Origin of the sequence: Clostridium estertheticum, from assembly GCF_026650985.1 — a bacterium.
Taxonomy (GTDB): Bacteria; Bacillota; Clostridia; order Clostridiales; family Clostridiaceae; genus Clostridium_AD; species Clostridium_AD estertheticum_C.
This window is the reverse complement of sequence record NZ_CP086239.1, coordinates 2,329,402-2,354,875: the sequence shown is the minus strand read 5'-3', so window position 1 is coordinate 2,354,875 and position 25,474 is coordinate 2,329,402. Positions and strand designations below refer to the sequence as shown.

Annotated in this window: 27 protein-coding genes; 21 read left to right on the top strand and 6 right to left on the bottom strand. The window is 31.7% G+C overall.

Features of this window, described 5'->3' with window-relative positions:
• Nucleotides 1-60: 60 nt before the first annotated feature.
• Together LL038_RS11365 and LL038_RS11360 are read right to left on the bottom strand one after the other, a co-directional pair.
• A complete protein-coding gene (locus LL038_RS11365; RefSeq protein ID WP_216125054.1) occupies nucleotides 61-1,452 on the bottom strand; it encodes a sensor histidine kinase in 1,392 nt (463 codons plus the stop codon).
• The gene (locus LL038_RS11360) at nucleotides 1,449-2,135 is read right to left on the bottom strand and encodes a response regulator transcription factor (protein ID WP_216125056.1); all 687 of its coding nucleotides are present in this window, start codon (nucleotides 2,133-2,135) and stop codon (nucleotides 1,449-1,451) included. The genes LL038_RS11365 and LL038_RS11360 overlap by 4 nt, the downstream gene beginning before the upstream one ends.
• 274 nt (nucleotides 2,136-2,409) lie before the next feature.
• Here LL038_RS11360 and LL038_RS11355 point away from each other — a divergent pair, with 274 nt between their 5' ends.
• From LL038_RS11355 to LL038_RS11345, 3 genes are read left to right on the top strand one after another with little or no spacing between them, the layout of a single operon-like run.
• Entirely contained in the window at nucleotides 2,410-2,862 is a 453-nt protein-coding gene (locus tag LL038_RS11355; RefSeq protein WP_216125058.1) for an SseB family protein, read from the top strand.
• A 34-nt stretch (nucleotides 2,863-2,896) separates the two neighbouring features.
• Nucleotides 2,897-4,225: an MATE family efflux transporter gene (locus tag LL038_RS11350; RefSeq protein WP_216125059.1), complete on the top strand. Its 1,329-nt coding sequence runs from the start codon at nucleotides 2,897-2,899 to the stop codon at nucleotides 4,223-4,225.
• A 60-nt stretch (nucleotides 4,226-4,285) separates the two neighbouring features.
• Nucleotides 4,286-4,891, top strand: a complete 606-nt coding sequence (locus LL038_RS11345) for a DedA family protein (RefSeq protein WP_216125060.1) — start codon at nucleotides 4,286-4,288, stop codon at nucleotides 4,889-4,891.
• A 77-nt stretch (nucleotides 4,892-4,968) separates the two neighbouring features.
• Here LL038_RS11345 and LL038_RS11340 read toward each other — a convergent pair whose 3' ends face one another.
• Together LL038_RS11340 and LL038_RS11335 are read right to left on the bottom strand one after the other, a co-directional pair.
• Nucleotides 4,969-5,700 (bottom strand): polymer-forming cytoskeletal protein, encoded by a 732-nt coding sequence (locus LL038_RS11340; protein WP_152751358.1) that lies wholly within the window; start codon nucleotides 5,698-5,700, stop codon nucleotides 4,969-4,971.
• A gap of 33 nt (nucleotides 5,701-5,733) precedes the next feature.
• Nucleotides 5,734-6,354 carry a YhbD family protein gene (locus LL038_RS11335; RefSeq protein ID WP_216125061.1) on the bottom strand — a complete coding sequence of 207 codons (621 nt, stop codon included), beginning with the start codon at nucleotides 6,352-6,354 and terminating at the stop codon, nucleotides 5,734-5,736.
• A gap of 205 nt (nucleotides 6,355-6,559) precedes the next feature.
• Between LL038_RS11335 and LL038_RS11330 the strand changes: the two genes are divergently transcribed.
• Nucleotides 6,560-7,831, top strand: a complete 1,272-nt coding sequence (locus LL038_RS11330; protein ID WP_216125062.1) for a dicarboxylate/amino acid:cation symporter — start codon at nucleotides 6,560-6,562, stop codon at nucleotides 7,829-7,831.
• Between the two features lie 89 nt (nucleotides 7,832-7,920).
• Here the strand turns inward: LL038_RS11330 and LL038_RS11325 are convergent, their stop codons facing one another.
• Entirely contained in the window at nucleotides 7,921-8,484 is a 564-nt protein-coding gene (locus LL038_RS11325; RefSeq protein ID WP_216125063.1) for a helix-turn-helix domain-containing protein, read from the bottom strand.
• 257 nt (nucleotides 8,485-8,741) lie between these two features.
• Here LL038_RS11325 and LL038_RS11320 point away from each other — a divergent pair, with 257 nt between their 5' ends.
• The 7 genes from LL038_RS11320 (at nucleotide 8,742) to LL038_RS11290 (ending at nucleotide 14,795) form a co-directional block, all read left to right on the top strand.
• Nucleotides 8,742-9,146, top strand: a complete 405-nt coding sequence (locus tag LL038_RS11320; RefSeq protein ID WP_216125064.1) for a ferritin family protein — start codon at nucleotides 8,742-8,744, stop codon at nucleotides 9,144-9,146.
• A gap of 47 nt (nucleotides 9,147-9,193) precedes the next feature.
• Nucleotides 9,194-9,592: a pyridoxamine 5'-phosphate oxidase family protein gene (locus LL038_RS11315; RefSeq protein WP_216125065.1), complete on the top strand. Its 399-nt coding sequence runs from the start codon at nucleotides 9,194-9,196 to the stop codon at nucleotides 9,590-9,592.
• Between the two features lie 218 nt (nucleotides 9,593-9,810).
• On the top strand, nucleotides 9,811-10,422 hold the full coding sequence (locus LL038_RS11310; RefSeq protein ID WP_216125066.1) for a DNA-3-methyladenine glycosylase: 612 nt from the start codon (nucleotides 9,811-9,813) through the stop codon (nucleotides 10,420-10,422).
• A 41-nt stretch (nucleotides 10,423-10,463) separates the two neighbouring features.
• On the top strand, nucleotides 10,464-10,772 hold the full coding sequence (locus LL038_RS11305) for a hypothetical protein (RefSeq protein ID WP_216125068.1): 309 nt from the start codon (nucleotides 10,464-10,466) through the stop codon (nucleotides 10,770-10,772).
• A 56-nt stretch (nucleotides 10,773-10,828) separates the two neighbouring features.
• The gene (locus LL038_RS11300; RefSeq protein WP_326493448.1) at nucleotides 10,829-11,722 is read left to right on the top strand and encodes a LysR family transcriptional regulator; all 894 of its coding nucleotides are present in this window, start codon (nucleotides 10,829-10,831) and stop codon (nucleotides 11,720-11,722) included.
• 211 nt (nucleotides 11,723-11,933) lie between these two features.
• Nucleotides 11,934-12,755 carry a DAPG hydrolase family protein gene (locus tag LL038_RS11295; protein WP_253200308.1) on the top strand — a complete coding sequence of 274 codons (822 nt, stop codon included), beginning with the start codon at nucleotides 11,934-11,936 and terminating at the stop codon, nucleotides 12,753-12,755.
• 39 nt (nucleotides 12,756-12,794) lie between these two features.
• Entirely contained in the window at nucleotides 12,795-14,795 is a 2,001-nt protein-coding gene (locus LL038_RS11290; RefSeq protein ID WP_216125073.1) for an NAD(P)/FAD-dependent oxidoreductase, read from the top strand.
• A gap of 102 nt (nucleotides 14,796-14,897) precedes the next feature.
• Here the strand turns inward: LL038_RS11290 and LL038_RS25570 are convergent, their stop codons facing one another.
• Nucleotides 14,898-15,008 carry a rubredoxin-like domain-containing protein gene (locus LL038_RS25570; RefSeq protein ID WP_326493444.1) on the bottom strand — a complete coding sequence of 37 codons (111 nt, stop codon included), beginning with the start codon at nucleotides 15,006-15,008 and terminating at the stop codon, nucleotides 14,898-14,900.
• 373 nt (nucleotides 15,009-15,381) lie between these two features.
• On the opposite strand from LL038_RS25570, the gene LL038_RS11285 reads away from it, so the two are divergent.
• The 10 genes from LL038_RS11285 (at nucleotide 15,382) to LL038_RS11240 (ending at nucleotide 25,271) form a co-directional block, all read left to right on the top strand.
• Nucleotides 15,382-16,035 (top strand): CoA transferase subunit A, encoded by a 654-nt coding sequence (locus tag LL038_RS11285; RefSeq protein WP_216125075.1) that lies wholly within the window; start codon nucleotides 15,382-15,384, stop codon nucleotides 16,033-16,035.
• Nucleotides 16,035-16,685, top strand: a complete 651-nt coding sequence (locus LL038_RS11280; RefSeq protein WP_216125077.1) for a 3-oxoacid CoA-transferase subunit B — start codon at nucleotides 16,035-16,037, stop codon at nucleotides 16,683-16,685. Before LL038_RS11285 ends, LL038_RS11280 begins: the two co-directional genes overlap by 1 nt.
• A gap of 31 nt (nucleotides 16,686-16,716) precedes the next feature.
• Nucleotides 16,717-17,544, top strand: coding sequence for a 3-keto-5-aminohexanoate cleavage protein (locus tag LL038_RS11275; RefSeq protein WP_216125079.1), 828 nt, complete (start codon nucleotides 16,717-16,719; stop codon nucleotides 17,542-17,544).
• A 110-nt stretch (nucleotides 17,545-17,654) separates the two neighbouring features.
• Nucleotides 17,655-18,590, top strand: a complete 936-nt coding sequence (locus LL038_RS11270) for a 3-hydroxyacyl-CoA dehydrogenase family protein (protein ID WP_216125081.1) — start codon at nucleotides 17,655-17,657, stop codon at nucleotides 18,588-18,590.
• Nucleotides 18,591-18,828: 238 nt separating this feature from the next.
• Nucleotides 18,829-20,373, top strand: a complete 1,545-nt coding sequence (locus LL038_RS11265) for a sigma-54 interaction domain-containing protein (RefSeq protein ID WP_216125083.1) — start codon at nucleotides 18,829-18,831, stop codon at nucleotides 20,371-20,373.
• A 452-nt stretch (nucleotides 20,374-20,825) separates the two neighbouring features.
• Entirely contained in the window at nucleotides 20,826-21,164 is a 339-nt protein-coding gene (locus tag LL038_RS11260) for a cupin domain-containing protein (RefSeq protein WP_216125084.1), read from the top strand.
• A gap of 42 nt (nucleotides 21,165-21,206) precedes the next feature.
• The gene (locus LL038_RS11255; RefSeq protein WP_216125085.1) at nucleotides 21,207-21,992 is read left to right on the top strand and encodes an SDR family NAD(P)-dependent oxidoreductase; all 786 of its coding nucleotides are present in this window, start codon (nucleotides 21,207-21,209) and stop codon (nucleotides 21,990-21,992) included.
• 69 nt (nucleotides 21,993-22,061) lie between these two features.
• Entirely contained in the window at nucleotides 22,062-23,000 is a 939-nt protein-coding gene (locus LL038_RS11250; protein WP_216125086.1) for a cyclase family protein, read from the top strand.
• Between the two features lie 181 nt (nucleotides 23,001-23,181).
• Nucleotides 23,182-24,396, top strand: coding sequence for an MFS transporter (locus tag LL038_RS11245; protein ID WP_216125087.1), 1,215 nt, complete (start codon nucleotides 23,182-23,184; stop codon nucleotides 24,394-24,396).
• 119 nt (nucleotides 24,397-24,515) lie between these two features.
• A complete protein-coding gene (locus LL038_RS11240; protein ID WP_216125088.1) occupies nucleotides 24,516-25,271 on the top strand; it encodes a sulfite exporter TauE/SafE family protein in 756 nt (251 codons plus the stop codon).
• The last annotated feature ends 203 nt before the right edge of the window (nucleotides 25,272-25,474 follow it).

The following is a 25,474-nucleotide window of genomic DNA, read 5'->3' as shown; positions in this document are numbered from 1 at the left end:
TTTATGTGATTATAAATTACATAAGTAAAAGCAATCAACATGACTGCTGATTGCTTTTATTTACAGAGGATACCTAATTGAAAAACTAACACCGACATCTCTATTTGTAACTTCTATCTCTCCATTATAATAATTTATAATTTTTTTACAAATGGCAAGACCAAGTCCAAATTTACCAGTCTTATCTTTGTAGAAATTGTCAAAAATGTGACACAGATGTTCTTCAGGGATATTGGGGCCATCATTATAGATCTCAACTACAACAAAGTTACCTTCTTTTTTTAGTGTTACACATATTTTCTCCTTAGCGTATCTAAGGCTATTATCTAATATGTTTTCAATAGAAACTTGCACTTTATCTGCATTCCCAGTAATAATAGCTTCTCCAATGTTTAAATCCCATTGTATATTACTATTAACTACTTCAAATCTATTTGTAATATGGTAAAGTAAGCGTTGCATATTAATTTCAATATTTTCAAAGTTGTTTTCTAAAACATAATCAAGAGTATTCAAATATAACATTTGTTTAACTTTCTTTTCGAGCCTTAGAGCCTCATCCTTTATTATCTGTGCATTTTGCTCCACTGATTCCACATATACACCATCAATTATTGCCTCGGCATGACTCATAATTACCATAATTGGTGTTTTTAAATCGTGAGATATGCTTTGTAGAAACAGTTTCTCTTCTTCATCACCACGTTTTAATTCTTTTCGCATCATATTCATAGAGTTTGCTAGTCTTCCAAGTTCGTCCTCATTTTTAATTCTAATAGGTTCTTCCCAATCTTTATGGGATATTCTGATGGTATAATTCTCAAGTTCCTTAAGCGGTTTTGAAATATAATTTGCAACCAGTTTAGCACACAGAAATCCAATAGCTATAAATAGTAATCCTATCCAAAGCACTGTATACAAAAGGCCTCTATCTTGTATTTCAGGCACATAACTTATTAAATATGATGTTCCAGAGGTCCCATATTTAATTGAGCTTATCAAGAAGATAAATTTAGTATTGTTGTATGATCCAGTAAATTGTTTTTCAGAAAGGGTACCTGGTTTAATGTAACTTGCCATCCATAGCTTAATTTTATTTTCATTAATTCTAAAATCAGATTTGACATTACCAGGAGAATCAGGTGGCATCCCGTGAGCTTTATTTACATTTACTATTTCAGCTTTTTTATTTTTATCCACAGTTACAATGTAATAATCGCTATACTTAAGATTTCGCATCCCTTCAAATCTATTAGGCTGGGTAAAATTACTAGCTTTTAATAAATAAGTATGAGATACTTTTAAATCTTGAGTTATACCTTTTTCAGTAATAGTTTTAAAAGCGACAAGGTAAAAGATTGAAATACTGAAAATTATTATAAGTATTATTACTGTAAAGGTTGTCCATATTCTCATAGTTAGTGATTTAAATTTATATTTGAATATATTCATGATTTGTAAACCAATTTATATCCATAACCATATACTGTTTCTATTGTGAATTTATCTATTTTTTTTCTAAGGCGCCTTATAACATCATCAACAACTCTATCTGAACCAAAGTAATCATCGCCCCATACATTATCTAATATCTGTTCTCTAGATATCAAATTATTTTTATTTTCAATAAAATAATATAGTAGCTCAAATTCTTTTTTAGTTAAAATAATCTCGTCGCTTCCTATAAAAACAGTTCTTTGTTTTTTGCTAATACAATATCCTGCCATGTTTAAGTCATCACTTATTGATGTAACATCTGCTTTAGTTGTGCCAGAAATTCTCTCTAAAAGTTTATTAGTTCTAATAATAAGTTCTCTAGGTAAAAATGGTTTTGACAAATAATCATCGCTACCAAGCTCAAGGCCAACCACACGATCAAGTTCCTCATTTCTTGCAGACATAAAAATAACAGGAGTATTTTTATTAAAAGACTTAATGGCTTTAATAATTTCATAACCATCAATATCTGGAAGCATTATATCTAATATCCAAAGATCAGGCATATCCTCAATTCTTGCTATTGCAGGATTACCTGTAGAAAAAGTAGTTACTTCGTAACCTTCACGTTCCAAGTATTTTTCAAGTAAAAGATTTAAACTTATTTCATCTTCAACAAGATATATTTTTTTTGCCAAGTGTATCATCCCCCGATTTACTAGGCACTAAGACCTATAATTTACAAAATAATTAAGTACACACCATATAATACCTTATATTTTATATTCTATCATATAATTATCGAAACATTTCTAATTATTTATGTAAAGATTATGTGTTTTATGAAAGAATAAAATGAATTTTGATTGTTATATAAGTTCGTAATATAAACTTGTTTCGTGATTAGACATATTAATCTGGAGAGTTACAGAGTATAATGGATATTATTTGGTTAAGGGGAGGATGAGTTTTATGATAAAAGTAAATAAGCCAGTAACTAATCCAGAATTAGTTGATAGTATGGATAAATTTATAAGCGAGAAAAGTGCGGTGAATGAACTTAATCTTATCGAGAAAATAAATAAATCACATTTAATGACACCTGTAATAATAAGTGGCGAGGTAGAAAAGGGGGTAATTCCAGAAGGAACAACGGTTAGTTTTAAAACTATAACTAATACAGAAAATGAATCTTATATAGTTACATTTACAGATAATGATGAATTATGTAAATGGTCAAAGGATAAGCAGGAAACGCTAGCATATACATATGATGATTTAAATGGAATTGTTTTAGAAAATATAAATACGGTAAAGGGATTTGTTATAAATCCATATAATCAAATATTTATTATTACACCTGAGTTAATGTTGTACTTTTCTCAAAGAAAAGCTGAGATAGCCACAAAAAAAGACTCTTTTTAAATTATTTAATTTAGCGATTGGATGTGTTTTTAAATTGATAACAGATATGACGAAAGGAAATATACCAAAACATTTAGTTGGGTTTGCAATACCTTTAATACTTGGAAACCTTTTTCAACTTAGTTATAATGCAGCAGACTCTATTATAGTGGGTCGTTATGTTGGCACAAATGCATTAGCGGCAGTCGGTACGGCTAATCCTATTATGAACATTGCAATGTTTTTTATTATAGGAATTTGTATGGGAGCTTCTGTTTTAATGAGTGAATATTTTGGACAAGGCGATAAAAAAAAGCTTAAACGTGAAATATCTACAACTTTTATAGCTGGTTTTATTTTTACAGTAATTATTATAATTAGTTGCATTATTTTGACTAGGCCAATTCTCCTAATGATAAATACTCCAATTGAAATATTAGGAGATGCAACAAGTTACTTAAGAATAATATTTTGTGGATTAGTATTTACCTTCTTATACAATGTTTATGCGGCAACGCTTCGTAGTATGGGAGATTCAAAAACACCATTATTATTTTTAATAATATCTTCAGTTTTAAATGTAGTTATGGATATTATTTTTGTAGTGTATTTGCATATGGGGGTTAATGGAGCAGCAATAGCGACGGTTACTGCAGAAGTGATTGCGAGTGTTCTTTGTATTTCATATGCTTATAGAAAATTCCCAATACTTAGATTTTCAAGAAAAGAACTTATTATAGATAGAGCTTTACTTAAAATTACAATTAACTATAGTTGGGTTACAGCTATGCAACAGACATGCCTTTATGTTGGAAAAGTATTTGTTCAAGGAGCAGTTAATCCTCTAGGCGTAGAATCTATTGCTACATTTAATGCGGTAAACCGTGTAGATGATTTTGCTTTTGCACCAGAACAAAGCATTAGTAACGGAATGACTACCTTTCTCGCTCAGAATAGAGGAGCTAAAAAAGATGAACGTATAAAGCAAGGTTTCTGGTATGGAATGAAGATTGAGTCTTTATATTGGCTTTTGCTTCTAGTGGTAATATACTTTGGAGCTCCACATATAATGAATTTATTTGTTCCAGAGAAGAACTCGAAAGTAGTAGAACTAGGAGTAACGTATCTTGAAATGATGGCATTTTTCTATTTGCTTCCAAGTTGGACAAACGGAATACAAGGATATTTCAGGGGGATGGGTGATTTAAAAGTTACATTAAGGTCAACATTTATACAAATGGTTGGAAGAGTATCATTTACATATTTATTGGCTCCTAAATATGGTATTGTAGGGGTTGCCCTAGCCTGCCTTGCTGGATGGATTATTATGCTCGCATATGAAGTTCCGCTTTGCATTAAACACAGGAAAAACTATAGATGCTAAAATAATTACTATCAAAAGATTTATACTTGTAACAAGTTTTTGAATTTACGGGAGGAAAATATGGTAGAAAGTTTAATTAACATGGTAATTTTAGTTATGGATAAAGTGGGGTATTTAGGGGTTTTTGCATTTATGGCTCTTGAAAGCGCATGTATTCCAATACCTAGTGAGGCTATACTTCCTTTTGGAGGTTATTTAAGTTATACAGGAAGGCTGAGCATAATTCCAACAATAATTCTAGGAACGCTTGGAGGAACATTTGGTTCAATCTTAGCTTATTATTTAGGAAAATTAGGTGGAAGACCTCTAGTTGAGAAATACGCATCTTTTTTGCATTTGTCAAAATCAAGTTTAGATAAAAGTGATCTATACTTTAAAAAATATGGAGAGAAAATTGTATTTTATTCAAGGTTACTTCCTATAGTAAGAACTTTTATTTCACTCCCAGCAGGGATAAGTAATATGGATTTAAAAAAATTCACAGTATATACATTTTTGGGTTCATTAATTTGGAGTACTTTACTTGGGTATACTGGTTATTACATGGGGGCAAAGTGGGTTATGATTAGGCCGTGGTTTCATTATGCAGATATTGTTGTGGTAGTCGTAATAGTAGGACTTATAGGATACAAATTAATGACAATAAAAAAAGTGAAAAAATTGTAAAATAATATTATGACTTAAAACATTTCCATATAAGTAGCTAACGCAAGCGTCTTATATAAAAATGTTTTAAGTTATTTTTATATCTTCTTTTGATCTTTAACTATAGAGGAGTCTGAAATATTAATCTCATCTTTATACTCTATGAGACCAATATTACAACCTGTACCTATTGTAATATTATTTCCTCTTACTATATTAACATTTGTGTTTTGAAGATAGATATCATCTCCTTCTATTAGATCTGTAGTTAATTCAGCTTTGGTATTGAAAATTTTGTCAATTGCTTTTCTAAATATAGAGTTGTTCATAGGATTAACTCTTATGTCAATATGCTCGCCCCCAATTTCTTTAACAAAACAGTTACCACCCAGTCTAATAGTTATTTGTCCCGCATTTAATAATTCTTGTATTTTAAAACCACCATTAGCCTTAAAACATTCTGCTTCACAATTTTTTCCTACAATTACTGAGCCTGATATATTAACCTCTTGTGCGTATAGGTTTCCGTCTATATGAGTTGACCCGCTTATGCTTACGTTCTCACTTTTAAGATTACCTATGACATGAGTTGATCCACTTATCTTAATGTCTTTTACTTCTACATTACCTTCAATTTTTGAAGAACCACTAATCTTTATAGTTTCTGCTTTTAGGTTACCTATAACTTTTGAGGAACCACTAGTTTTAAAGTAAACACAGTCTAAATCACCAGTGATTTTCCCAGATCCGCTTATAAATACATCATTATATTTTCCTCCACCTGAGATTCCTGATCCTGACATTTTTAAATTATTATTCATATTTTCCATGTTAAATCCCTCCTTAAATTTATTAATGAATTGTTACATCTTAATTTTAAGTTCTTCAATGCACGATGAAATATTAAGTCCTAATATTATTTTTGAATACTTGTCTATATAAAATTCATTTGGCTTTGTTATTAAAAAACATAACGTGATTCCAAATTTGCGTATAATAATCACCTCGCAATTTTTCCCATCCAACAATGTATAATTCTCTTCTAAAGTCTCTAACATAAGTTTACTTTCATCTATGGATACATTCCCTGATAATAAGCTTTTTTCTAATAATAAAATATATAAGATTTTTTGAAAAGAAAATATTTTTATCTCTCCATAGATATTTTTATATGTTGTTAATGTTTGCCTTGTAACAATGTTCTTGGTTAATAAATCATCTTCACTTAAAAATACATCTGCTAATTGTGGTGAAAACATTTGTGCCAGGTCATCTAATGATATGCCATCCTTCATATTTAAAATCTTTTCTATCCTGTCTAATATTTTTAACCTTGGAAAGTAGGTTTCTTGACCAGTATAGCTGGATTTTTTTATAAACCATTCTTCAGGTATAAGGTTCTTTCTTTTCCATCTATATAACTGTCCATAGGAAACATTAGTGACCTCGAGTAATTCTTTTTTTGTTATTAAATCCTCGTCCATATTCGATCTCCTTTTAATTATATATAATACTATTTTTTCTAATATATGCAGTGTAACATAACATTGTTACGTTGTAAATAGAAAACTAAATTTAAATTCCCCACAATTATTTATTTAATAGTAACCCTATTTTATAAATTTTAATGTAAAATAGATATGAAATCCATTATAATATAGACTAAAATTTAATATGAGGGAGTTACAGATGAAGAAGTTATTCAAAAGCTATAAATCAACAATTATTCTTTTAGGGTCAGTTATACTTGGAGGGATTATAGGGATCGTAATGGGCCCAAAATCTTCTGTATTAGAACCTTTTGGAAAATTATTTATAAATCTAATGTTTATGATTTTGGTCCCATTAGTATTTTTTAGTGTTTCCTCTGCTATGGCAAATATTAGTGGAATGAAAAGACTAGGTAAAATTATGGGAAGTATAGTGTTAGTATTTTTATCTACAGCACTTATTGCGGCGATTATTGGAACCATAGCTACACTTATTATGAAGCCAACGAGTGGTCTTCATATAGATATGTTTAAAAGTATAATGAAGAGTGCTGTGGGAACTCAAACTATTGAAAAAGTTTCATTTTTAGATCAACTTGTGAATACATTTACTGTTTCAGATTTTGTTGATTTACTCTCAAGAAAGAATATGTTACAACTTGTTGTATTTTCAATTATTTTTGGAATTTCAGTTTCTCTTTCTGGAGAAAAAGCAAAATCGCTTGCGAGGTTACTTGAGGCCGGTTCGATTACAATGATGAACGTTGTTAAAATCATAATGTATTATGCACCTATTGGTTTAGGGTGTTATTTTGCTTCGATGGTAGGCCAACTTGGCGGTCAAATTCTAAATGGATATTTAAAAATATTTGTATTATATTTAATCATTTCTGTAATTTATTATTTTGGATTTTTTAGTCTGTATGCTTTTGTTGCAGCTGGTAAAAATGGTGTAAGAATATTTTGGGAAAATGCTGTTACACCTTCAGTCACAGCGTTAGCAACTTGCTCTAGTGCGGTTTGTATACCAGCTAACTTAGAAACTGTAAAAAAAATTGGTGTGCCGTATGATATTGCAGAGACCGTAATTCCACTTGGTGCAAACATGCATAAGGATGGGTCTGTATTTGGTGGTGTTATGAAAATCACACTTTTAATGGGGTTATTTGGTAAGGATATGACTAGTGTTAGCTCGATACTTGGTATTATAGGTGTTTCACTTCTAGTAGGGGCGGTTATGGGTGCTATTCCTAGTGGTGGAATGATTGGTGAAATGCTAATATTAAGTGTATATGGTTTACCCCCAGAAGTGCTTCCAATTATTGCAGTTGTTAGCGTCATTATAGATGCACCAGCAACGCTACTTAATTCTACAGGAAACACGGTGTGTTCTATGCTTGTTACTAGACTAGTAGAAGGTAAGAATTGGTTGAAACAAGATAAAAAAATTGCTAGCGAAACGAGTATATAAATAAGATGTTGAATGATATTATATAATTCATATAAATATGAAAAAGGAGCCTCGCGTGGGATACAATTCCACAACGGAGCTCTCTTTTTTTAATTATCATCAATTTTACAAATTGGTAATAGTGTTGGAGGAGTTAGGGCTATAATAACTTTAGCTGGAGTATCATCAACATTTTGACAAAGGTGAGGGTAGGTACTATCTAGGTGAATACTATCTCCTACTTCTAGGGTAGATGAGAAATCACCTTGTGTTATTTTAACTTTTCCTATTAGTACAGTAATAAATTCTTCACCATCATGGGTATGAGTGCTATTACCTGCTTGATAACCTGAAGGAAGATTAACCATTAATACTTGTAATTGACGACCAAAAGCTGCTGATAATACCTCTACTTCGGGGCCCTCTGCTAACTTCATTTTTGGCCTAAAATCTTTCCTTACGAGCTCTGGTTTAAATAATTGATCTTCTAGAAAGTTTTTTATTGGGATTTTAAGCGTTGAAGAAATTTTCTTAAGACTTTCTAATGAAAGAGAGACTTTATCATTTTCAACTTGGCTGATAAACCCACATGATAATCCAGTGACCTCAGCTAATTTGGAAATGTTCATATTTATTTGTTGCCTGTAATTTCTAATTTTATTTCCGATAGACATTATATAACACTCCTTAAATAGTTTAGTGATACAAAATATTATTTACTATCACTAAAAAAATATTGACACCGATAAGAATATTTGCTAATATTAAATAAATGTTAGTAGTACTAATATATTATTATCTACAACAAATTGCAAGCTAAATTATACATATATCTAGTATAAATAATTTTAGCAAGGTAGAAATAATAAATGTAGTTTTGAGAAAAATTACATTAATCAAATAAATATTACTAAATTAGGAGGGTTTTTATATGAGTATTTATGGAGTTACGAAAGGTACGAAATTTGAAGAACAAGTAGATAAAAATGGGAAAGGTGAAGAACAAGGTGCATCAATGTACGCTGGTTTAGCATTCCTTGCTAAGGAAAGAGGTCTTGATGAAATATCAGAAATCCTTCTAAAAATAGCGACAGATGAAATGTGTCATGCAGGAATATATGAAGTTCTTAATGGTCACACCAACCAAGATATTTTTGAATTATTAAAAAAGATTGCACCAGCTGAGAGCAATGCTTTTGAAGGGTTAAATCAGTTTGCAGGTAAGGTACGAGGTATTGGACTTGAAGATGCTGCAAAACAAATAGAAGCAATTGCATTAGACGAACGTCGTCATGGGGAATTACTCAAGAATATAGTTGATAAGCAGTCTAAATAATATAAAATGTATTTAAATAAATAAAATAATAAAGTGAGGTAAACATAATGAACGAAATATTGAAATTTATAACAGATGCTAAAGTATTCTATCTTGCAACAGTTGAGGGTGACAAACCAAGAGTACGTCCATTCGGATTTGCTATGGAACATGAAGGTAAAATCTATTTTTGTACAAGCAATGAAAAAAATGTATGTAAACAACTTGTTTCAAATCCATATTTTGAAGTATCTACTATGTCAGAAAAGGGTCAATGGATAAGATTACAGGGTAAAGCAGTATTTGATAAAAGTTTGGAAGCAAAAGCTAAAGTATTCGAAGTTATGCCAAGTTTAGCAGATGTGTATAAAACTCCAGAAAATCCTATTTTTGAAGTCTTTTATGTAGGAGAAGCAGTAGCAACATTATATTCCTTCTCAGATGCTCCGAGAGTAATTAAATTATAATAAGAACTTTAGAGTACCCATTACACAACATTTATGTTGTGTAATGGGTACTCTTTTTTTTTAGTGAAAATAGTTTTATTTAATTTTATATTTAGTAGCTAAAATCTTCTCTTTGTTTCTATTCTTTTTAATATATGAGATAATAGATTAAGATTATAAGAACATAACTATTATTTTAAATATTACAAATTTATAATATTTCTTAGGAGTGGTTCGTTATGAAACTTACTAGAGAATTTTATGCAAGAGAGACTTTGCAGGTTGCAAGAGAACTATTAGGAAAAGTACTTGTGAATGATGTGGATGGAGTAGTTGTAAAGGGAAGGATAGTTGAAACGGAGGCCTACATAGGGTCAATAGATAAGGCTTGCCATGCTTATGGAGGAAAACATACACCTAGAGTTGAAACTTTATATGGCATGCCTGGCATAGCATATGTATATTTTATTTATGGAATGTATCATTGTTTTAATGTAATAACAAAAGAAAAAGGGATACCAGAAGGTGTTTTAATAAGAGCCATTGAACCAATTCAAGGGTTAGATGAAATGTCAAAGTTAAGATTTAAGAAGGATTATAATGAATTAACGAAAGCGCAAGTTAAAAATTTAACAACAGGCCCATCTAAGTTATGTATAGCTATGCATATAAATAAAGAAAATAATCAGCAAGATTTGTGTACAAGTGAATTATATATTGAAGAGTCAATGGATAAAGAAGAAATACAAATTATAGAAGCTAAGAGAATTGGCATTAATTATGCAGAGGAAGCAGCAGACTTTTTATGGAGATTTTATATAAAAGACAATATTTGTGTATCTGTTAAATAGAGAGTTTGACAGTATAATAAGGGTGAAAGGAAGTAATAGAAATGAGCTTTTTATTTAATGATAAAGAAAAAAATGGAGTAGAAGAAATTAGGTTTGGGAAAAAAATTAATAAAAATAGAGTGATTACAAGGGCAGTAACGTTAAAAATATTAAATACAGCAATCATATACAATGATGAGGAAGATTATTATGACACATTAGCCACTTGCGCTAATGAGAATAATATAGTAGAGACTATTAGTATAGAAGGGTTTGAAATACATGAAAATGTTGTAGAGCTTAAAGGGGCTTATATTGACTATGAACAAGATTCGGATATAAACTCTACTGGAACAATATATTATTTATAATTTGATATGAACTTTGAATAATATAATCAAATAATATATAAGAAGGGCGGTGAGTTATTATAAGTTATAAAAGAATAACTTTACTTCAAATTGATTATTTTTTTGCTATAGCAAAATACCTCAACTTTACAGAAGCTGCAAAGTCGTTGTACGTTTCACAACCTTCTTTGAGTAAGCAAATTGCTATTCTAGAAAGTGAAATAGGTGTTCAGCTTTTTTATAGAACAAAACGCGATGTTCGTTTAACACCAGCTGGTGTTGTTCTTTTTAAGGAATTAAGTGGTATATCTGAACGTATCGAAAGAGCTATAGAAAAGTCAAGAAAACCTGATTTGGGTGAAAATGGTACTATTACTATTGGTTGTTTAGAGGCTATGGATACAAGTATATTTTTACCTATAATTGTAAAAAAATTTAAAGAAAAATATCCTAGTGTGAATGTTGTTTTTGAGAGGCATACTTTTAAAATGCTAAGAGAAAAACTTATTAATGGGACGTTAGATATAATATTTACACTTTCTTTTGAAATTAATGATTCTCTTGGATTACTCTGGGAAAATGTATATAAACAAAACAGTAGTATTGTAATGGACGCATCCAATCCTTTATCTCACAAAAAGGACTTAGTATTTGAAGATTTTAAAGATGAAAATTTTATTATGATTTCAAGACATGAAACACCTAACGGATTTGATGGAATAATAAGTCTATGTAGGAAGCATGGGTTTACTCCTAAGATTGTGAAAGAGCTTCCAAATGTAGAGTCCCTACTTTTATGTGTAGAGTCAGGACTTGGAATTTCACTAGTTGATAGTAACATTAGAATGCATGATAACGAGAATTTTAAATTTTTTAAATTGAAAGATGATTTTATAAGTGTAGTTATGGCTTGGCAAAAGGAAAATATGAATCCGGTGGTTCCATTATTCACTAATAACGTTTTAAATTAGTGAAAATATAAAAATTTATTAATATTATGAACATAAGGAAAGTATGGCGAAGGCTATGCTTTTCTTATATTTTGAGGAACTAATATGTATTAGTTATAACATAAAAGAATAAGAGTAATTCTAAATGGGTATTTTTTTATTAAACTATACTTTGTTAAGATACATACAAGAGAACTTTAATTGAGTAATATTTTATGAGGAGTGAAAGATGATGAAAGATCTAAAGACAGAATTAACATCCGAGGAACAAATGAAAACGTATTCTAAGTATTTTTATAAACCACTTGCTATTCCAAATCCGGAATTAATGGATATTCTTAAACTAGGACCAATGGACCCAGCTAAGGCTTTAATGCCAGAAAACATAAATGAACTTCTTGATCCATCATATCATGAGGTTGAAAATGGTTATTGTGTTCTTCCAAATGGAGCTGCTTATGTTGCTGTTAACAATAAGTTCCCAGGAGTAACTGTTGAAATGATAAATTGGTGGTTCGCATGGCATGCACTTGAGGATATGAGGTACATGCTTTGGTTTAAAAAGGGTCATTATGGGATATCGATTAGCGATGAAGATAGAGCAATAATACTTGATCCAGAAACTAAAATGATTCAAAAGTTTCAAGGGCGTACACATAATGTTATAGAAGATGCTGGTGGCGGGCCTGAGGATATACAGATTACATTTTTAACTCCTGAAGAATTGGGTTTTGATATGGTTAGATTTAAATCACCTGCTGTAGGTACAGTAATTGGCGCAAATGGAATTTCTAGCAGGCGAGCTGGTGGTCCTAAATCACCGGCTATAATGACACACTTTGTGCGAGAAATTTCCGGAGGAGTAGAGTTTCGTTCAAGGTTCTGGTTAGGATACCATATGGTGGATAAAAAACCTGTTAAAATGATTCCAGATGGTATACAGATTCCTATTCAAGTAGCGATGGGACTAGCTTTCCACAATGTTCAAGAATACAGTAATTTAGCATCTTTCCTACCAAGTTTATATGAAGAAATGGAAGAAAAAATATTTTAGACTCGAAGATAATGATTAATAAAAAAAGGAGTGTTATATATGAATAAGTACAAACATGTATTTTCGCCAATTACAATAAAAGGAGTAGAATTTAAGAATAGAATTGAAGTGGCACCAATGGTTCCTTGTATGGCCTCGCCAGAGGGATGGGTAACAAAAGAATTAATTGAATTCTACAGACCTTTTGCAAAAGGTGGTGCAGCTATTGTTACAGTTGGAGACTCTGCAGTAAACTGGACTCATGCGATGGATCATGAAGGACAGCTTAATTTAGGTGATGATAATGTAAAAATGGGGTTAGATGATTTAGCAGATGAAGTACAAAGATATGGTGCATTAATTTCTGTTGAGTTAAACCATGGTGGTCGTTTTGCGAACTCTATGAATTTAGCAAGCAAAGGTTTAAAACCAGTAAGTTCAACTCCAAAGCCAGCAGAAATTGATGAATTCTTTTCAAAACTTCAAGGAAGAACACCCGCAGAAGTTGAAGAAATGAGTATTCCGCTAATTAATAAAACTATTCAGGATTATGCAGATGCAGCGGGAAGATGTAAGGACAGTGGATTTAAAATGGTAATGATTCATGGAGCACATGGGATGCTACCAGGTCAATTTTTATCTCCATATGTAAATAAACGTGTTGATAGATACGGTGGAAGTTTTGAAAATAGAGCGCGGTTTTGTATTGAATTATTAGAGGCAGTACGCAGAAGAGTTGGCGATAAATTTATTATTGAATACAGAATAAGTGCAGATGAATTAGTGGACGGTGGAATGAAAACAGATGAAGTTATCCAGTTTGTAAAAATGATAAAGGATAAGATTGATATACTTCATGTTTCAGTTGGAATGCTTCCAAATCCATTTACAATTCAATATATGATTCAACCACTTTATGTGCCTTACATGCTAAATGTACATTATGCTGAGGAAATTAAGAAGGCAGTTGGCGATGATTTGTATGTAACAGCAGTTGGCTCAGTTATGACACTCGAAAATGCAGAAGAAATACTTTCAAGAGGGATAGTTGATTTTGTTGCAATGGCAAGACCTTTTGTAGCAGACCCAGAGTTTATGAGAAAGGCGGCTCTAGGAAAAGAAGAAGATATACGTCCATGTGTGCGTTGTAACACGTGTTGCGGACGTTCTGCATTCTTTAAAAAGACGCGTTGCGCAGTTAATCCAATGAATGGACGTGAAACAAAACATCTTGGTGGAATAGTTAAAAAGGCTGAAAATCCGAGAGAAGTTGCAATAATTGGTGCTGGACCAGCAGGAATGCAAGCTGCACTTACTGCAATGCAAAGAGGTCATGCTGTAACAATTTATGAAAAAGAAGATAAATTAGGTGGAACTTTAAATCATGCGACAGATCTTGAATTTAAAAAAGATCTTAAAAATTACTTAGAGTGGATTGTTTCCCAAACTTTAAAATGTGGAGCTAAAATTATTTTAAACACAGAGGTAACAGCAGAAACTTTAAAAGAAAGCAAGCTAGATGCATTAATTATTGCAGTAGGTGCAACACCATTTATACCAAATGTTCCTGGTGTACAAATGAGTCATGTACATTGGGCTGGGGATGTAGATTGCAAAAGAGTAAAAGTTGGACAAAAAGTTATAGTTGTTGGTGGTGGGTTAACCGGAGCCGAATCTGCTATAGCACTTGCAATGGATGGAAAAGAGGTTACTTTATTAGAAATGATGGGACAAGAAGCTCTTTTGAATGGTGCCTCATTGATTAATAAATTCTCGCTACAGTCTTTACTTATGAAACATCATATTAAAGTAGTTACCAATACAAAATTAGAAGAAATCACTGAAAAAGGGATTAAAACAATTAATTCTAAATTCCAGTGGAAAGAATATGAAGCAGATACTGTTGTATTAGCTTTGGGAATGAGACCACGTAAGGATAAAATTGAGGTATTAAGGCATTTAATACCAGAAACTGAAGTCTATGTAATTGGAGATGGGCATCAAATTGGTAATGTGTATTCGGCAGTTCATGCAGGATTTGATACGGCGGTAGAAATTTAGAAAAAGATTTATTACTTAGCAAAAGTTTCACTATGCGTTGAAAATAAACAGCTCTCAAATTAACTTAGTTAATTTGAGAGCTGTTTTTAATCTAATAACCTACTAAAGACCTTCAACTAACAGCTGAAAATATCCAATAGGATGTTTGCATCCTGGACATATTTTTGGAGCATCTGTTCCTTCATAAATATAACTACATTTGTTACATACCACTTATATAATATAGTAAACGGCCATAAAAAAATAGTAAATACCGAAAGGTTTTAACAATGCAAAACAGTATTAAACCTAATACAATTTTGTATTAGGTTTAATACTGTTTTGTCTTTATGTTTTTAAGAAATTTAATAATGTTAATACAGTAATGTATCAAAAAAAGGATAACGGTATGATAATGTTATCCTTTTTTTAGTGTAAAGCTTAAGAAGTGTATAGGATTGATAAAAATTAAACAACATACATCACCTATTTTCAATAGCTTAGTTTACTTTAATAGTTAATTGGAGAGTTTTTACACTGAATTGGCATGAGAGTTGCTTTATATATTATTATCAAGAAGATTTAAATCAAAATAAAGGGGTCTAATATGAACAAAATAAAAAACATAGACGAGATAATGGTATATATCAAGGATGGTATGACAATTATGATCGGTGGATTTATGGGAGTTGGATCGCCGGAGATGATAATTGATGCAATGGTTAAGAAAGGTGTAAAGGATTTAACTATCATAGCAAATGATACGGGATTTCCTAATATAGGTATAGGAAAATTAGTTGTTAATAAACAAGTGAAAAAAGTAATTGCATCACATATCGGACTGAACCCAGAAACTGGACGTCAAATGAACAGTGGTGAACTAATAGTTGAGTTAGTACCACAAGGTACATTGGCAGAACAAATCAGATGTGGTGGTGCAGGTATAGGAGGGTTTTTAACACAAACTGGTTTAGGAACCACAGTTGAAGAAGGAAAACAAAAGATTAATGTAAATGGTCTTGAATATCTCCTTGAATTACCATTAAAAGCAGATTTAGCACTTATAGGTGGATCAATTGTAGATAGAGATGGAAATGTTTTTTACAATGCATCAACAAGAAATTTTAATCCTTTAATGGCTACGGCTGCCGAAGTAGTGATAGTTGGAGCAGAAAAGATTGTCGAAGTTGGGGAAATTAATCCACATCAAGTTATGACCCCAAGTATATTTGTAGACTATATCATTGGAGGTGAAAAATAGTGGATAGTAAAGAGTTTATTGCAAGAAGAATTGCCAAAGAGTTAAAAGACGGAGATGTAGTAAATCTTGGAATAGGACTTCCGACTATGGTGGCAAATTTTATACCAGAAGGCGTTAATGTAATATTGCAGTCCGAAAATGGATTTATAGGACTAGGTCAAGCTCCTGAAGTTGGGAAGGAAGATAAAGATATTGTTAATGCGGGAGCTCAGTTTGTTACAATCAAGAAATCAGGATCCTATTTTGATAGTGCTACTTCATTTGGAATAATAAGAGGCGGGCATGTACATGCTACTGTTTTAGGTGCTCTTCAAGTAGATGAGAAGGGTAACCTTGCAAATCATATGATACCTGGAAAAATGGTGCCTGGTATGGGTGGGGCAATGGATCTTGTCAGTGGAGCTAAAAAAGTAATAATAGCTATGACTCATACAGCTAAAGGCGAGCCCAAAATATTGAAAAAATGTAGACTTCCACTTACAGCAGTTGGAAAAGTTAGTCTTATTGTTACGGAAATGGCCGTTATTGAAGTAACCTCAAAGGGGCTTTTACTTAAGGAAATTGCACCTGGTATATCTATTGAAGATGTACTAAACGGAACAGAAGCAGATCTTATAATTGATGATAATTTAAAAATTATAGAAGTATAGTACAAAAAAATTATTGAAAGAAGGAGTTATTATGAAAAATAAAGTATTACTAACTGTAGCAACAACGGGAGCATGGCCTCAAAAAAAAGATACACCATATATTCCTCTTCAACCAGAAGAAATTGCTGACGAAATATGTGCATGTGCAAAAGCTGGGGCTTCAATCGCACATATTCATGTTAGAGATGATGAAAATCAGGCATCAATGAGTTTTGAAAAATTTGAGAAAACTGTAAAGCTTGTCCGTAAGTCTTGTGATATTGTAATTAATTTAACAACATCTGGTGGAATTGGATTAACAGATGATATAAGAATAAAGCCTTTTTCTGTATTAAAACCTGAAATGGCTTCATTTGATTGTGGATCAATGAATTGGCAGAATTCAACTGTATTTGAAAATAGCCCAAAGTTTCTTGAAAAAGCAGGGACAGCTATGCAAGAGAATAACGTAAAACCGGAAATTGAAGTGTTCGATGCTGGTATGGTTTATAATGCACTTTATTATTTAAAAAAAGGATTTTTAAAGGCACCTCTTCATTTCCAATTTGTATTGGGAGTTCCGGGTGGTATGACTGCTACAGTTGAAAACTTGATGTTCCTTAAAAGCTTAATTCCTGTGGATTCAACTTGGGGTGCACTTGGAATAGGTAAACAACATTTGCCAATTATGTATGCAGCATTGGCCTTGGGTGGAAATTTAAGAGTAGGTATGGAAGATAATATTTATTATAGATTTGGAGAACTAGCAAAGTCCAATGTAGATTTTATTGAAAGAACAAAGAGAATTGTAACTGAACTGGATAAAGAGATAGCAACGCCAGCTGAGGCAAGAATTATATTAGGTCTTAAGAATTGCTAATATTGTAGCAATCCGTGAGATGGTTTAACATATGAGACCACATGATAGGGAGGCAGGAGTAAGTCCTGCCTTTTGTTTATAGATAACAGAAATAATTGTTTGGGGAGGTAATGATTTTGAGTATAAAAAATATTACAGTATTTGGACCAGGAATGATGGGTAGTGGAATAGCTCAAGTATTTGCTGGCTGTGAAGAGTTAAAGGTAACAATCTTTATAAGAGAAAAAGTTGAATATGATTGTATGGATAAAATAAAGGCTAACCTTGCAGTTTTTGAGGGAAAAGAAATTATTACAAAAGATGAAATAAGTAATATTTTAAGTAGAATTGTACTAACGGAAAATATTGAAGTAGCAATAAAGGATGCTGATTTTATAATTGAATGTATACCTGAGAATATGGAGTTAAAACAAAATTTATTCGCGAGACTTGAATCAATGTGTAGACCAGATACTATATTTGCTACAAATACATCAGTAATGAGTATTACTGAAATATCTGAGAAATGCAGTAATAAATCAAGAATAGTAGGATGTCATTTTTGGAATCCTCCATATTTAATTCCACTTGTCGAAGTGGTTAAGTCGGATTATACATCTGAGGATGTTATGAATAGAACTATGGAACTTTTAAAGAAAGCGAAAAAACATCCTATAAGAGTAGGTAAGGATGTACCGGGTTTTGTTGCAAATAGATTGCAACATGCTCTTTGGAGGGAAGCTATATCAATAGTTGAAAGAGGAATAGCAGATGCTGCAACTGTTGATGAGGCTATTAAATTTGGTTTTGGATTAAGATTGCCAATACTTGGACCTATGGAAAATGCAGATATGGTGGGGACAGACTTAACACTTTCAATTCATAGCTATATATTAAAGCATCTTGAGAGCTCTACTGAACCATCACCTCTTTTAAAAGAGAAAGTAAAGCAGGGAAACATAGGGTTTAAAACTGGTAAGGGATTTCAAAAATGGACACCTGAGCAAGTTAAAGAATCAAATGATGGGTTAAGAGAATATTTGATTAAGGTTTTATATAATAAATAATGAATTTAGATGCTAGAATGGGTTACTTAGTAGCCCCGCGATTTAGGGAAATCGCGGGGTTTTAATTAATTTCAAGAATATAATAAAATGAATGATAAAGTCGAAAACGATTTTTGTAAATGGATATAGATTGAGATAAAGCCTTAGAGAAATATATACAAATAGTGTATAATTAAATAAAAATCATTTATTTGAGATAATAGGAAGGTTAAAATAAAGTAACGTTAGGAGATAGGACATGAATAAATTTTTTGTTGAAAACGATTGTATAGATGATGAAGAAATTGAAGGAATAAAAGATTTAGAAGTTCTAGAAGTAGATGACGTGACTTTTAAAGTATTAAGTGCATATAAGAAGAACTATGCAAGACAAAAGGCTGAATTAAGGCAACTTAGAGAGTATAAGCAGCGAGAATTAAGTGCATTTGCTATTGGAGATGCAGTATCCGATGGTATATGCATAGTTGATAACAAGGGAATTGTTACGGCGATAAATAAAGGATACACAGAAATTACAGGAATAAAAGAAAAAGAAGTAATAGGAGAAAATATTCAGCTTTTATTGGATAAAGGATATTTTAATAATGCAGTATCTTTATTGGTTATTGAGCAAAAGAAGAAAATAACAATGTTGTCTACAATTAATAATAACAAGAAAAAGGTGTTAATAACTGGGAACCCATTTTTTAATGATAAAGGAGAGGTAACGCATGTTTTAACAGTGATGAGAGATTTAACAGAATTATTGAAATTAAGAGATAAATTAGAAAGTGTAGAGAAAAAGAGTGAAAAATATCTGCATGAATTAAATTACTATAGGAATAAAAAAGGAAAGCATGTTAACATCATTGGAGAAAGCACGAAGATGATGGAACTTAAAGAAATAGTGAGTTATGTTGCAAAGACAGCAGCTACAATTTTGATAACAGGTGAAACTGGTTGTGGAAAAGAAGTAGTTTCAAAAGAAATTCATGATAGAAGTAATAGAAAAAATGAACCATATATAAAAGTAAATTGTGCGGCTATACCAGACTCTCTAATTGAATCCGAATTATTTGGATATGAAAAAGGAGCATTTACAGGTGCTCAAAACAAAGAAAAGCTAGGCATGTTTGAACTTGCAAATGGTGGCACTATACTTTTAGATGAAATTGGGGAAATGCCTTTATCACTACAATCAAAATTACTCAGAGTTCTTCAAGAAAAGGAATTAATGAGAGTAGGTGGTGTAAAAAGCATAAAACTAGATGTAAGAGTGATTGCATCTACTAATCAGATACTAAGCGAATTAATAAAACAAGGCAAATTTAGAGAAGATTTGTTTTATCGCCTTAATGTTGTACCAATTAGAATTCCTCCACTAAGGGAAAGAAAGGCTGATATTTCTATTTTTGCAAATGAATTTTTGGAAAAATTCAATCTTAAATATAGTAAAGAAAAAAGCTTTGGAGACATGGCTATAAGCGCATTTGAACAGTATGATTGGCCAGGAAATGTTAGAGAATTACAGAATGTTATTGAAAGATTGCTTGTAGTTGATGATGAAAAGTACATAACATATACCCACATAATAAATATAATTGGAAACAATAAACCGGAAATACATTTTACGGATCATGCTTTAACACTTAGAGAAGCTGTGGATGCTTTAGAAAAAGAAATGATAGAACTTGCTTTAAAAAATTATGGAAGCACCTATAAAGCAGCAAAGGTTTTAGGAGTTACTCAACCTACAGTTTTTAGGAAAGCAAAGGCTTTGGGAGTAAGATTGAACAATGCATAAATTTTTATCAATGAGGTTTGTTATGGAAATAAATCATTTTAAAAAGTCATTAATTTTAATGGCTTTTTTTGTTGTACAAAACAATTTAATTCAAAGTCAATAATACAAGAATGTATTTTCTAATACAATCTTGTATTACTTCGTGAGTTGAGTAACCTCATAGAATGTTCTTTATAAAATAGAAAAGTGATACAAACTTGTATTAAAAGTATTTTTAAAATTAAAACAGGAATGATATATGTTATGAATTTAACGATAAAAATTAATAGACGACTACAAAGGTTGAGCATCCTTTAGATAAATTAAAAGCTGATTTATGTGAATTTGGCATGATCATTGCTATATAAGTAAATACAGATATGATGAAATAAAATTTATCATATCGATAAAAAACATTATGAAAACGATTTGGTAGATATATATTTAACAAAAAATAATGGGAGGTTATGAAAATGAAAAAAGTTGATTTTAATGATGTTAAACCTTATAAGGCACCGAAGCATTTTGATTGTACTACTTTAAAACTACAAGGTAAAGCAGAAACAGGTGCTACAAAATTTTGGATGGGTCTTACACATTTTCTTCCAGCAGGTGGATCTGAATATGATTATGAGGATTCTCCAACAGAAAAAGTTTATATGATTTTAGAGGGACAACTTACCGTTACAAGTAAAACAGAGACTTTTGTGTTAAATAAATGGGACACTCTTTTCATTCCACCATTTGAAGGAAGAAAAATAACAAATAATACAAATATGCCAGTAACTATTTTAGTAGTAGTTAATAACTAGAATATTAAATCATTAAAAATCTTTAAGCAGGTGGTGTTAATAATGGAAAAACAATTTGTAAACAATTTGTTTGATGTTAAAGGGAAAGTTGTGCTTATTACAGGCGCTACAGGAGCTCTCGGAAAAGCAATTTCTTTCGGATATGGTTTTGCAGGTATGAAGGTTTTTGTTACAGGACGTAGCGATGATAAATGTAAAGCAGTTTGTACTGAACTTGAAGCACAAGGAATTGAATGTGGTTATTCAATAGGAGATCCAGCAGTAGAGGCAGATGTAATCAAGGTCGTTAAAGATGTTACCTCAAAATTTGGAGAGGTTAATGTATTAGTAACAGCTGCAGGATACAACCATCCACAGCCAATTATAGAACAAGAATTATCAGAATGGAAAAAAATTATGGATTCTGATGTTCAAGGTACATGGCTTTATTGTAAATATGTTGGAAAACAGATGATTGATCAAGGAAAAGGCGGAAAAGTTATTTTGGTGTCTTCTGCTCGTTCAAAAATGGGTATGGCTGGTTATACAGGTTACTGCACTGCAAAAGCTGGTATTGACCTTATGGCTCAGACGCTTGCATGTGAATGGACAGCTAAATATAAAATAAATGTTAACACTATTAACCCAACAGTATTTAGATCAGATTTAACTGAATGGATGTTCGATCCAGAAAGTGCTATTTACAAAAATTTCTTAAAACGACTTCCAATTGGCAGACTTGGTGAACCAGATGACTTTATAGGACCATGTATATTCCTTGCTTCAAGTGCCAGTGATTTCATGACAGGTGCAAATGTTGCTACTGAAGGCGGATATTGGGCTAATTAATGTATATTACAAAGTTAAAGATCTTATAAAATAACATATTACTTTAATAAAAATTAGGAGGAATAATAAATGGGAAAGAAAGTATTTGTAGATTTAACTCATCCATTCAGCGCTGATATACCAAGGTGGCCTTATTTTGCAAAGCCAGTAGTAGATTCCATGCATACATTGGCAAAAGGTGGTGTTCTTACACAAAGAATCGATTGTGTTCAGCACACTGGTACACATTGTGATGCACCACGTCACGTTATGGAAATTGAATTCAATGGCAAGAGAGCTCGTTATACTCATGAAATGCCAGTTGATGCATACATGGGTGATGCAGTTTGTCTTGAAATTGAAATTGAACGTTGGGGATTAATCCTGCCAGAACATCTTGAAGATGCTTGCAAACGTGCAAATATTAAACCAGAAGAATTAGAAGGAATGGTCGTTTGCTTAAATACAGGAATGCATCGTAAATTTGATGATTCAAAAGACTACTATCATTACTCATGTGGTACAGGCGTTGATGCAGGAAAATGGTTTGTAAAACACAAAGTTAAATGTGTAGCCATGGACATGCAAGCTCTTGATCACCCTCTTCATACAGCTATGGGTAATAACGGTGCTACACGTTTGAACTTACTTGGTGCTTCAGGAAAACCAATCACAGAAGAATATAAAGAGCAGTTCGGTGAAGAAGCATATGCTGAATTTGATAAAGATGAATATATTAGAATTCATGGTAAAGAAGCATATGATGCTAAATTTGGTAAATTAGAAGCAATCGGATGTTGGGGCACATGGGAACCTTGCCATAAAGAATTGTTAGGACATGGTATCGTTGGTGTTGAAAACCTTGGTGGAAATTTAGACAAGGTATCTGGAAAACGATTTAGATTCTTGTGCTTACCAATCAGATGGTACATGGGTGATGGATCTATGGTTAGATGCGTTGCGGAAATAGATGAAGATGATTTGAATGATGTTCCTGAAAGAGTTTATAATTATGGTGGATGTATATAGAAAAAAATAGTTAAATAACAATTAGCAATTATGAAAAAATATAAAAAAAGGTGCTAAGGGAAGCAATGGAATACTTTGTATATAGAAGATTCTAAATTGCTTCCCTTAATGTTTTGACATATTTTAAATATGCAGATTAGATTGTATAAGAAAATAAATGAAAGAAAAACTGGAGGATGTTATGAAAAATTTAAAGTTAACAAAATTTAATGTTTTTGCAATGTTATTGATACCATTTGTATGGATATACGAGCTCTCCGTAGTTGCTCCTATCTTAGGTTCAATAGGAGCAGCATTTCCCTCTGCATCAACTTTCCAATTGCAATTGATTGTTATTATACCATTTTTTACATCCATTCCCATGAGTGTGCTTGCAGGAAAACTAGCTAAACGATATGATAAAAGAAATATAATCATCTTGGGGTTATTGATTTATGGTATTACCGGAATGTTGCCGTTCCTTGCTCAGACTATGAATCAAATATTGATTTGTAGATTAGTTACAGGTATTGGAGTTGGACTGGTATTACCTTTGCCAAATGCGATGATTGCAGAACATTTTGAAGGAACTAAAAGGCAAAGAATGCTTGGCTTAGCTACTTCAGTAGCTAATATTGCAAATGTGCTTGATAGTATTGCTGTAGGATTCATTTTACTGCTCGGATGGAGATATCCATTCTTATGCTTTAGCATTCCTCTTGTAATCATGGTTATTGCAATATTTGGATTACCCAAATCTGATCCAAAGAAGAAACCCACTGTTATAGTGAAAGATCGTATGGCAACCAATGGTATTCCAAAGATTGCGTGGGCATTAGTTGCTTTTATGGCAGTCAACTGGTTATTCTTTGCTTTTAACATTACAAACATGGCATTGTTTATGGTTAAAGAAAAAATAGGCTTGCCTTGGATGATTGGTATAGCAATTTGTTTCCCAGGACTTGCCAGTATTTTATCTGGTGCAGTTTTTCCAGAGTTTTATAAAAAAACTAAAAATTATTTAGTCTCTATATCTATAGCGTTTTTCGCTGTTGGATATGTAGTGATGTTTTTGACTCATTCTTTTGCAACTCAAACTTTTGGTAATCTTTTGATTGGACTTGGTTCAGGAATGCTTACACCTTATATCTTGAACTTAACATCTCAAAAAGTTGAGGCGAATCATAGAGATGCTGCATATGGTCTTGTAACTAGCGGTATTCACATTGGATATCTAATAGCCCCATTTGCTCAACTTGCTATATTAACTATTTCAGGGAATGGCACACCTAGATTTTTATTTGGATTTTCAGCTGTTATGTTGATTATTGCTACAATCGTAACTTTGTTTATAGCAATAAAAAATCCTAATAAAATAGTAGTAGATATCGAAGAAAAATCTCCAATAGAAGTATAGATGAAAGAATTTGAATTGTATTTATCAAAATTTAAATAATTTACTATAATTATAAGACACCTGTATTTAACAGGTGTCAGTTTCTATTTGTAAAATGCAAATAAAAAGAGGTGAGAGTAATGTCAATTTTTCATACATTTGATTTATCTATGATTCAATGGTGTTGGGTAATAATAGCTGCATTTTTAGTAGGGTTTTCAAAGACTGGAATTAGTGGCTTTTTAATGCCTGTTATACCAATTATTGCGAGTGTTTTTGGGGGAAAAGAATCAACTGGAGTTATCCTTCCACTGTTAATAATAGGAGATGTTTTCGCACTTTATTATTATAATCGACATGCGGATTGGAAAAACATAAAAAAGCTTTTGCCATGGACACTTATAGGATTAGTAATGGGTATTGTAGTTGGAAATCTAATTAATGATAAACAATTTAAGGCAGTTATATCTGTTTCAGTTTTACTTTGTTTAGTAGCTTTAATTTACACTGAAAAAAAGGGCGAAAATTTAAAGGTTCCACAAAACAAATGGTTTTATGCACTAGCGGGAATTGCTACTGGTTTTACATCCATGATTGGAAATGCGGCAGGACCTATATTTAGTGTTTATTTATTAACCATGAACTTTAAAAAAAATGATTTTATGGGCACAACAGCTTGGTTTTTCTTTCTAATCAATTTAACTAAGGTTCCATTACAAATTTTGTTTTGGCATAATATTTCCACTAAAACAATTATTCTTAGCATTGGAATGATACCATATATTGCAATAGGTGCACTACTAGGTATGCTTTTAATTAAAAAAATAAATGAAAAGTACTTTAGATACATTATTATAGCTGTGACAGCAATAGCTGCAGTAAGGCCTTTGATATAGATCTTAAAGTTGCATATATTAATTGTAAACAAGATTAAGAAGTAAAATCTACTGGAACAATATATTATTTATAATTTGATATGAAATTATATTTTAAAAACAAGATGAATTAAGGGAAGCATATCATTGATATGCTTCCCTTATAAGTTATATTATTATCAACGCTAGTTATATATATATTAAAGCAAAGGGGGCTCTGCTTT

Excerpts from the sequence above, each read along its gene's own strand:
- LL038_RS11335 (WP_216125061.1), bottom strand. The coding sequence starts at position 6,354 with ATGGACGAGGATTTAATAACAAAAAAAGAATTACTCGAGGTCACTAAT.
- LL038_RS11340 (WP_152751358.1), bottom strand. The coding sequence starts at position 5,700 with ATGGAAAATATGAATAATAATTTAAAAATGTCAGGATCAGGAATCTCA.
- LL038_RS11275 (WP_216125079.1), top strand. The coding sequence starts at position 16,717 with ATGAAAAATAAAGTATTACTAACTGTAGCAACAACGGGAGCATGGCCT.
- LL038_RS11355 (WP_216125058.1), top strand. The coding sequence starts at position 2,410 with ATGATAAAAGTAAATAAGCCAGTAACTAATCCAGAATTAGTTGATAGT.
- LL038_RS11255 (WP_216125085.1), top strand. The coding sequence starts at position 21,207 with ATGGAAAAACAATTTGTAAACAATTTGTTTGATGTTAAAGGGAAAGTT.
- LL038_RS11310 (WP_216125066.1), top strand. The coding sequence starts at position 9,811 with ATGAAACTTACTAGAGAATTTTATGCAAGAGAGACTTTGCAGGTTGCA.
- LL038_RS11320 (WP_216125064.1), top strand. The coding sequence starts at position 8,742 with ATGAGTATTTATGGAGTTACGAAAGGTACGAAATTTGAAGAACAAGTA.
- LL038_RS11325 (WP_216125063.1), bottom strand. The coding sequence starts at position 8,484 with ATGTCTATCGGAAATAAAATTAGAAATTACAGGCAACAAATAAATATG.
- LL038_RS11295 (WP_253200308.1), top strand. The coding sequence starts at position 11,934 with ATGAAAGATCTAAAGACAGAATTAACATCCGAGGAACAAATGAAAACG.
- LL038_RS11260 (WP_216125084.1), top strand. The coding sequence starts at position 20,826 with ATGAAAAAAGTTGATTTTAATGATGTTAAACCTTATAAGGCACCGAAG.
- LL038_RS11245 (WP_216125087.1), top strand. The coding sequence starts at position 23,182 with ATGAAAAATTTAAAGTTAACAAAATTTAATGTTTTTGCAATGTTATTG.
- LL038_RS11290 (WP_216125073.1), top strand. The coding sequence starts at position 12,795 with ATGAATAAGTACAAACATGTATTTTCGCCAATTACAATAAAAGGAGTA.
- LL038_RS11345 (WP_216125060.1), top strand. The coding sequence starts at position 4,286 with ATGGTAGAAAGTTTAATTAACATGGTAATTTTAGTTATGGATAAAGTG.
- LL038_RS11285 (WP_216125075.1), top strand. The coding sequence starts at position 15,382 with ATGAACAAAATAAAAAACATAGACGAGATAATGGTATATATCAAGGAT.
- LL038_RS11265 (WP_216125083.1), top strand. The coding sequence starts at position 18,829 with ATGAATAAATTTTTTGTTGAAAACGATTGTATAGATGATGAAGAAATT.
- LL038_RS11315 (WP_216125065.1), top strand. The coding sequence starts at position 9,194 with ATGAACGAAATATTGAAATTTATAACAGATGCTAAAGTATTCTATCTT.
- LL038_RS11270 (WP_216125081.1), top strand. The coding sequence starts at position 17,655 with ATGATTTTGAGTATAAAAAATATTACAGTATTTGGACCAGGAATGATG.
- LL038_RS11250 (WP_216125086.1), top strand. The coding sequence starts at position 22,062 with ATGGGAAAGAAAGTATTTGTAGATTTAACTCATCCATTCAGCGCTGAT.
- LL038_RS11365 (WP_216125054.1), bottom strand. The coding sequence starts at position 1,452 with ATGAATATATTCAAATATAAATTTAAATCACTAACTATGAGAATATGG.
- LL038_RS11330 (WP_216125062.1), top strand. The coding sequence starts at position 6,560 with ATGAAGAAGTTATTCAAAAGCTATAAATCAACAATTATTCTTTTAGGG.
- LL038_RS11240 (WP_216125088.1), top strand. The coding sequence starts at position 24,516 with ATGTCAATTTTTCATACATTTGATTTATCTATGATTCAATGGTGTTGG.
- LL038_RS11305 (WP_216125068.1), top strand. The coding sequence starts at position 10,464 with ATGAGCTTTTTATTTAATGATAAAGAAAAAAATGGAGTAGAAGAAATT.